The 6,941-nt window shown below is 71.3% G+C and carries 5 protein-coding genes; 3 read left to right on the top strand and 2 right to left on the bottom strand.

Annotated elements, in window-relative coordinates; all coding sequences use genetic code 11:
- Positions 1 to 1,033: beta-galactosidase trimerization domain-containing protein (locus ABZS61_RS29710; RefSeq protein WP_356427889.1), on the top strand; the 1,033-nt coding region annotated here is incomplete at its 5' end.
- Positions 1,033 to 3,177, top strand: a complete 2,145-nt coding sequence (locus ABZS61_RS29705) for an alpha-galactosidase (RefSeq protein WP_356427886.1) — start codon at positions 1,033 to 1,035, stop codon at positions 3,175 to 3,177. The genes ABZS61_RS29710 and ABZS61_RS29705, both read left to right, overlap by 1 nt.
- Before the next feature lie 134 nt (positions 3,178 to 3,311).
- On the opposite strand, the gene ABZS61_RS29700 is transcribed toward ABZS61_RS29705, so the two are convergent.
- Entirely contained in the window at positions 3,312 to 5,459 is a 2,148-nt protein-coding gene (locus tag ABZS61_RS29700; protein WP_356427883.1) for a DUF1996 domain-containing protein, read from the bottom strand.
- A gap of 428 nt (positions 5,460 to 5,887) precedes the next feature.
- Between ABZS61_RS29700 and ABZS61_RS29695 the strand changes: the two genes are divergently transcribed.
- Positions 5,888 to 6,289, top strand: a complete 402-nt coding sequence (locus ABZS61_RS29695; RefSeq protein WP_356427880.1) for a hypothetical protein — start codon at positions 5,888 to 5,890, stop codon at positions 6,287 to 6,289.
- Between the two features lie 348 nt (positions 6,290 to 6,637).
- Here ABZS61_RS29695 and ABZS61_RS29690 read toward each other — a convergent pair.
- Positions 6,638 to 6,941: winged helix-turn-helix domain-containing protein (locus ABZS61_RS29690; protein ID WP_356427877.1), on the bottom strand; the 304-nt coding region annotated here is incomplete at its 5' end.

Below are 6,941 nucleotides of genomic sequence, written 5' to 3'. Positions count from 1 at the left end.
CCGCGGCGCCGACGGCATCATGTTCTTCCAGTGGCGGCAGTCCCGGGCCGGTGCGGAGAAGTGGCACTCCGCGATGCTTCCGCACGGCGGAACCGGAACCCGCACCTGGGCCGAGGTCACCGCCCTCGGCGCCGAACTCACCACCCTGGCCGAGGTGTGCGGCACCCAGGTGCAGGCGGACGTGGCACTGCTCTTCGACTGGCACACCTGGTGGGCCCTGGAGCTCGAGGCCCGCCCCTCCGAGCGGCTGCGGTACCTGGACACGGTCAGGGACTGGTACCGGGCGCTGTGGGATCTCGGCGTCACCTGCGATCTGGTGGCACCCGACGCCGACCTGACCCCGTACCGGGCCGTCGTCGCGCCCAGCCTCTACCTGGTGTCCGACGCGGACGCGGATGCCCTGCACGCCTACGTGCGGGGCGGCGGCCACGCCGTGCTCGGCCCGTTCAGCGGGGCCGTGGACGCCTACGACCGGGTGCGGACCGGCGGACACCCCGGCGCGTTCCGGGACCTCCTCGGACTCGTCGTCGACGAGTACGTCCCCTTGCGGGAGGGCGAGTCGGCACTGCTGTCCGACGGTGGCCGCGCGCTGCTGTGGACCGAGCGGGTCGAGTCGCGCGGCTGCACCGCCCGGCTGCGGTTCGTGGACGGCCCGGACGGGGGCCCTGCCCGCGGCGGCCCCGCCGTGACCCGGCACTCCTACGGTGCCGGCGCCGGCTGGTACGCGGCGGCGGCCCTGCCCGCGCGTTCCCTGCGCGACCTCCTGGACGCCGTGTGCCGGGAGGCCGGGGCCGCCCCGGTGGCCGCCGTTCCCCCCGGCGTCGAAGCCGTACGCCGCAGCGCCGGCGACCGGTCGTACCTCTTCCTCGTCAACCACACGGACGGGGAGGTGACCATCCCCGTCGACGGCCATACTCGGCTGGACGGTTCGGCGCTGTCGGGGTGCGCGAGCGTCCCGGCCGGGGATGTCATGGTCCTGCGGGAACAGCCTGTACGGGAACGGGCCGTACGACACCGGGAAGAGGACCGCTGATGTCTCTCGTCGAGATCGACCGCCCCTCCGGGACCGTACTCCTGCGCGCCGCCGACACCGGCTATGTGCTGCGGGTCGACGCGTCCGCCGGCACCGTACGCCTGCTGCACTGGGGGGCGCCCCTCAGCCTGGAGGACGCCCTCGTCCTGTCGGAGCCGGATTCCGCAGGGAGCAGCTTCGACAGCCCGCTCGACGGTACGGAGGAGCTGGCCGTCGACGGGCAGGTGCGGTTCGCCCCGCCTGCCCTGGACGTGCGGTACGCGGACGGCACCGGTGCGACCGAGCCGTTCGTGGACGGTTACGAGGTCCGGGAGGACGGTGACAGCGCGCAGCTGTCCGTCAGCCTCCGCGACGCCCGCCGCCCGCTCGGGTGGCACCTGCACTACCGGGTCCGCCAGGACTGCCCGGTGATCGAACGCTGGACCGAACTTCAGCACACCGGGGCACGCGAGGAGCCGCCTCTGTCGCTGGTACGGCACTCTGCCGCACAGTGGAACCTGCCCGTCCTCCGGGCGTACCGGATGAGCTCCGTCCACGGGCAGTGGGCGGACGAGTTCCGACTCCGGCGGACCCCCCTGGCCGTCGGCGAGACGACCCTCACCAGCAGGCGCGGCCACACCGGCCACCAGAGCAACCCCTGGCTCGCCCTCGACGCCGGGGACGCGACCGAGGAGAACGGCGAGGTGTGGACCGTCGCCCTCGCCACCGCGGGGAGCTGGCGGATGACGGCGGTGCGGTCCGCGGACGGCCGGTGCAGCGTGCTGGGTGGCAGCGGCCACGAGGGCGTGGAGATCTCCCTCGCGCCGGGCGAGACCTGGACGACTCCGGTGAGCACGGGCCTGTACGCGCCGGGCGGATTCGGCGGGGCGTCCCGGGCGTACCACGCCTACGTGCGGCAGCACGTGCTGCCCGCTCCCGACGAGCTGCGCCCGGTGCTCTACAACTCCTGGGAGGCGACGGCCTTCGACGTCACCTTCGACGGGCAGCGGGAACTGGCAGATCTGGCCGCGCGCGTCGGCGCCGAGCTGTTCGTCGTCGACGACGGATGGTTCGGGGCGCGCGACAGCGACCGCGCGGGTCTCGGCGACTGGACCCCCCGGCCGGCTGCCTTCCCCGAGGGGCTGCGCCCGCTCGCCGACCACGTCCACGGACTGGGCATGCGGTTCGGGCTGTGGGTGGAGCCGGAGATGGTCAATCCCGACAGCGATCTGTTCCGCGAACGACCGGAGTGGGTGCTGCACCTGCCCGACCGCACCGCCCACCCGCTGCGTAACCAGCTGGTGCTCGACTTCTCGCGGCCCGAGGTGACGGACTGGGCGTTGAACTGGCTGCTGCGGACAGTCGACGCGTTCGATGTGGACTTCCTCAAGTGGGACTTCAACCGGTCGTTCACGGAGGCGGGTTCCGCCGGTCGTCGCCCTGACGTGCGCAGGGTGTTCGTCGAGCACGCCCTCGGGACGCATCTGGTCCTGGACCGGCTGCGGGCCGCGCGGCCCGCGCTGCGGATCGAGACCTGCTCGGGCGGCGGCGGGCGGGTCGACCTGGCGAGCCTGGCCCGTACCGACCAGGCGTGGACCTCGGACAACACGGACGCGGTGGACCGGCTGACCATCCAGTACGGCTTCTCGCAGCTCTATCCCGCACAGGTGATGGGCGCCTGGGTGACGGACAGCCCGAACCCGTACACCCGGCGGGCCGTGCCCCTGCGGTTCCGCCTGCACAGCGCCATGGCCGGTGCGCTCGGCATCGGCGGCGACCTGACGCACTGGCCGAAGGCGGAACTGGACGAGACGGCCGCGTACGTCGCCCTCTACAACAAGGTACGGTCCACGATCCAGGCCGGCGCCCTGTACCGCCTGGGCTCCCCGGCGGATGGTTCTCACGCCGTGCAGTACGTGGCGCGCGACGGCGGCGAGTGCGTGGTCCTCCAGTGGCGGGTGGGACCGGCAGAACGCTCGGCCCTGCCCCGGCTACGGCTGCGCGGTCTCGATCCGGAGGCGGCGTACCGCGTCGACGACGACAGCGGGGCGCTCCCGGCGGGGACGGAACACCGGGGAGCCGCGCTGGCCGCGTACGGGGTGCCGGCGGAGCTGCCGCCCGGTGGGTACGCGAGCCGGATGCTGACGCTGCGCCGGGTGGGGTGAAGGCGAGCAGTCCAGGTGCCCGGGCCCTGGACCGCCCTGGGTTCGGTACGGGCCTCGGTTGGTGACCGGGTTCGTGGGGCGATGACGGCGCACCCCGCTCGCGCCCGCCCGGGAAGGCACGAGCGGGGCCGATCTCATCGACCGCGAGTGGCCTGCCGTCGCGGCCGCGTCCGGAGGAGCAGGACGCCGACGATCAGCAGGACCGCTCCAGCTGCGGAGGGCCACCACTGGGCGCCGGTGGATGCCAGTGCGCCCTTGCCGGGGGGCGTCCTCTCTCCCGCCTGCGGAACGGAGCCGGCGTTCTGGGCCACCGGACCGGTGACCGGTTCGCTCGACGCGCTCTGCGGTACGGCGGCGGACTTCTCTCCGGCGTCGACGGCAACCTCGGGTGTCACGTCCCGGGCGGGGGCACTTCGCGCAGGGGATGCCTCGACTCCCTCGGCGGACGGACGGGCGGGCAACTCGGTGCTCTTCGCCTGCGGCGTGCCGGGCCGCTCGGGCTTCGCTCCGTCGGCGGTGGGCCGCACGGTCGGTGCGTCGGCGGGCGGTGCGTCGGCGGGCGGCGGGTCGGCGGGCGGCGGGTCCTGACGGCCGGGCTCCTTGTCACCCTCCGGCCGCTCCGGAGCGTCCCCACCGCCCGGCTCCTCGGGTGTGTCCCCGCCGGGATCACCGGCTCCGGCTCCTGCTCCGGCTCCGGCTCCTGGGGCATCTCCTGGTACGGCCCCGCCGTCGTCGTTGCCGTCGCCGGCGCCGCCCTCGTCCTTGCCGTCGCCGGCCCCGCACTTCCGGCCCTCGTTGAGGCAGTCCACCAGGTCTGCCATCAGTGTCTCGTCGAAGACGTTGATGAAGTCGCCGTGATCCGTCTGCGGCTTGTGCAGCTGCTCGGGGAACGAGTCCAGTGCGAAGACCACGGGCCTCTCACCGTCGAAGACCGGAGGCCGTACGTCGTAGACGATGCGCTGCACCAGCTGAGGGATGGCCCGGAACCCTTCCGGGCAGCCGCCGTCGGCCTCCGCGAACGCCACATGGGTCCGGTGGTTGGCGCTGTCCGCGTTCCGGCCGTCCCAGCAGCTCTGGAACTCGAAGGTGCGCACGACCTGGCTGCCGGCCGGGCAGATCGGGTACTTGTCGCGCAGCTGCCGGTCCTCCGAACCGGTGCAGCTCCAGGAGGCGTTCGCGTTCTTGTCGCCGTTGACGAACGCCTTCGCGTCCCCCGTGATGATCCGCAGGAAGCGCGGCATCGCCGTCACCCGGCCGACCGGGCTGCCGACGAACGTCAGGGTGACCTGCGACGGAGTGAGGATCTTGCCGACGTTCAGGTCGGCTCCACCACCACCCGCCTTGGCGTCCTTCTCCTCCTGCCCGTCCTGCAGCCGCAGCACGGGCCAGTAGTACGTGGAGCGGTCACCCTGGTCGCGGCAGGTCGTCGCGCCGGCGGCGAGGTCGTCGTCGCTCGCGAAGGCGTCGTTGGCCTGGTTGCCGACGTAGTCGTGCATGTGGTGCGCGCCGTTGCTCACGCCGGGCGCCACGATGACGTTGTCAGGGTTGAACTTCCCGTTCGCGTTCACACCGCACTCGGTCACGAAGGTGCCCCGGGAGGCGTCGGCACCGAAGCCCGGCCGGGGCGCCGTCGGCTCGGCGGAGGCGATGTCGGCGAAGTCGGACGCCGCAGGGCCGTTACCGGCCTGTCCGCCGCTGCCCTCGGCCTGTTCGCCGGTGTTCCCGTCCTGCTCCTGGGCCGGAGCGTCGGAGGCCCCTTCCCCGGCTGTCCCTGCCGCGTCGGCACCCCCGTCCGCCTCGTCCGCTTTCACGGAACACGCGGCCAGCCCGTCGAGCCCGGCGGGAGGCGTCCCCCCGGCCTTCTCCACAGCGGAGGCGATCCGCTGGATGCCCGCCGCCCGCTCACTCCTCAGCGGGCCGAGGACCTCCTTCTCCAGAACCTGCGGATCCTTCTCGATCCGCTGCCTGCGGTCGGCGAACCGCCGGTAGGCGTCCGTGATCCGGGAGTCCAGCGTGGCGAGTTCACGGTCGACCTCCGCCCTCGCCGCCTCCGGCACGTCGGTGAGGGTGTCGGCAGGCTCGGGACATCTGACGGTGGCCGCCGGGAAACCGGCCTGCTGGGTCCGGGTCCCTGGGTCCCCGCCGGGCCCGGCCCCTTGGCCTTCCCCGGCCGCGGCATAGGTGTTGACAACGATGAGTCCGCCGCCACCGAGGATGAGCGCGGCCGAGGCGGCGACCGTGCGTCTGCCTCTCTTCGATCGTTTTCGTGTGGACCTGCTCACCGAGGACTCCTCGCGTCTCTGCCGTGTCGGACGTGCCCATCCCCGGGCCGTGAGCCGGGTGCGCACCCCTCATACGTAAGAGAGTGGCGAGGTGTTCAGAGCAGACGGGTGAGGTCCTGTCACCTTCCTCGCCGGAAGGGCCGACAGGCGGGGCACCAGCCCTCGGAGATCATTTACCGGACGGCCCTTCGTATTGTCCCCCACGGCGACCACTCCATCGATGGCATGCACCGTCGACTGCGCGATGGCGAGGAATGGCGACCGCTCGATGCAGACGCGTTCCACATCACGCGAGAAGCTCGACCCAGCTGATCCGTATACCTTTTGGTGCTTCACACGGAGTTCCGTCGATCCTCTATTCGAGAAGACCGCGCCGGCTCTATAGTCGACGAAGCGCCGGGCCATTCCGGCGCGGGGAGGGGAACAGAATGCGTAACCATTCACGCACTCTCGGAGTTCTGGCGGCTGTTGCCTTGATGGCTGGTGGGCTGACAGCCGCAACCACTGCGACGGCCACCGCAGCACCCACCGCGGTCCAGTCCTGCCTGGGCGGCGCCAAGGCGTTCTCCAGCACCAACTCTGCACCGTATCGGTGGCCCGGGTCCGGCTCGGTCACCACCACGTCCACCTGCAACGACATCAACGTCAAGCCCTACTACGGCGACTATGTGCGCACCTGCTTCCTACCCAGCAGTGGCGGCACCAGCTGCAATGCCTGGCGCTGGATCGGGGGCGGTGTCTGGGGGCTGGCAGCGACCGACGTCAAGGACGGCACCAAGTTCTACGTGGAGTTCCAGCTCGGTTACGAGTACGGGAGCGTCGCTTACTGATCCGACGCACTCAGTTGTTCCCTGAGGGCCCCGGCGCATCGCGCGCCGAGGCCCTTCGGGGTTTCGCCGGACGAGGGCAAGAGAATTCCAGGAGACGAACCTTCGAAAGGGCAGGCCCGTCAGATGGCCGTACACCGCCCAATTCTTGTCACCGAATAATTCCGGAACGGCTGGGCCGCCCGCGTACCGGAATATGCGAATCAAGTGCAACCGCATGAGTGAGAAGTCGCTCTTTTGAATTCGCGGGCACCACCGCCCATGTGACCCAAGAAATATGGATGCCGACTTCTTGTGTGGCGCGGACGCTGTGTGGCGCGAGTGCTCGGCAGAGATCACGCAGACGGACGGCTACGGCACCTCCGCACTCGGCACCGCTCCGCTGAGCAGGGCGGCCCCCAACGGCGTCAGGACATGCAGAACGACGCTGCTGTGCCGTTGGCTGCTGATGAGCTTCGCATCCCGGAGCGCCCGGGTGTGAAAGGTGACGGTCGCCGGGGAGATACCGGCGAGTCGCGCGAGCTCACTGCTGGAGGCTCCGTTCGCCACGATTCGCAGGAGTACGGCACGGGTGCTGCCGATCAAGGCCGCCAGAGGAAGGTTTTCCTCGCAGTGCCGGCTGATCGTCGAGCTCGGCTCGTGGTTCAACGCGTAG

This window comes from Streptomyces sp. NPDC005566, assembly GCF_040605575.1.
Lineage (GTDB): Bacteria > Actinomycetota > Actinomycetes > Streptomycetales > Streptomycetaceae > Streptomyces.
This window is presented reverse-complemented; position numbering and strand designations above follow the sequence as displayed.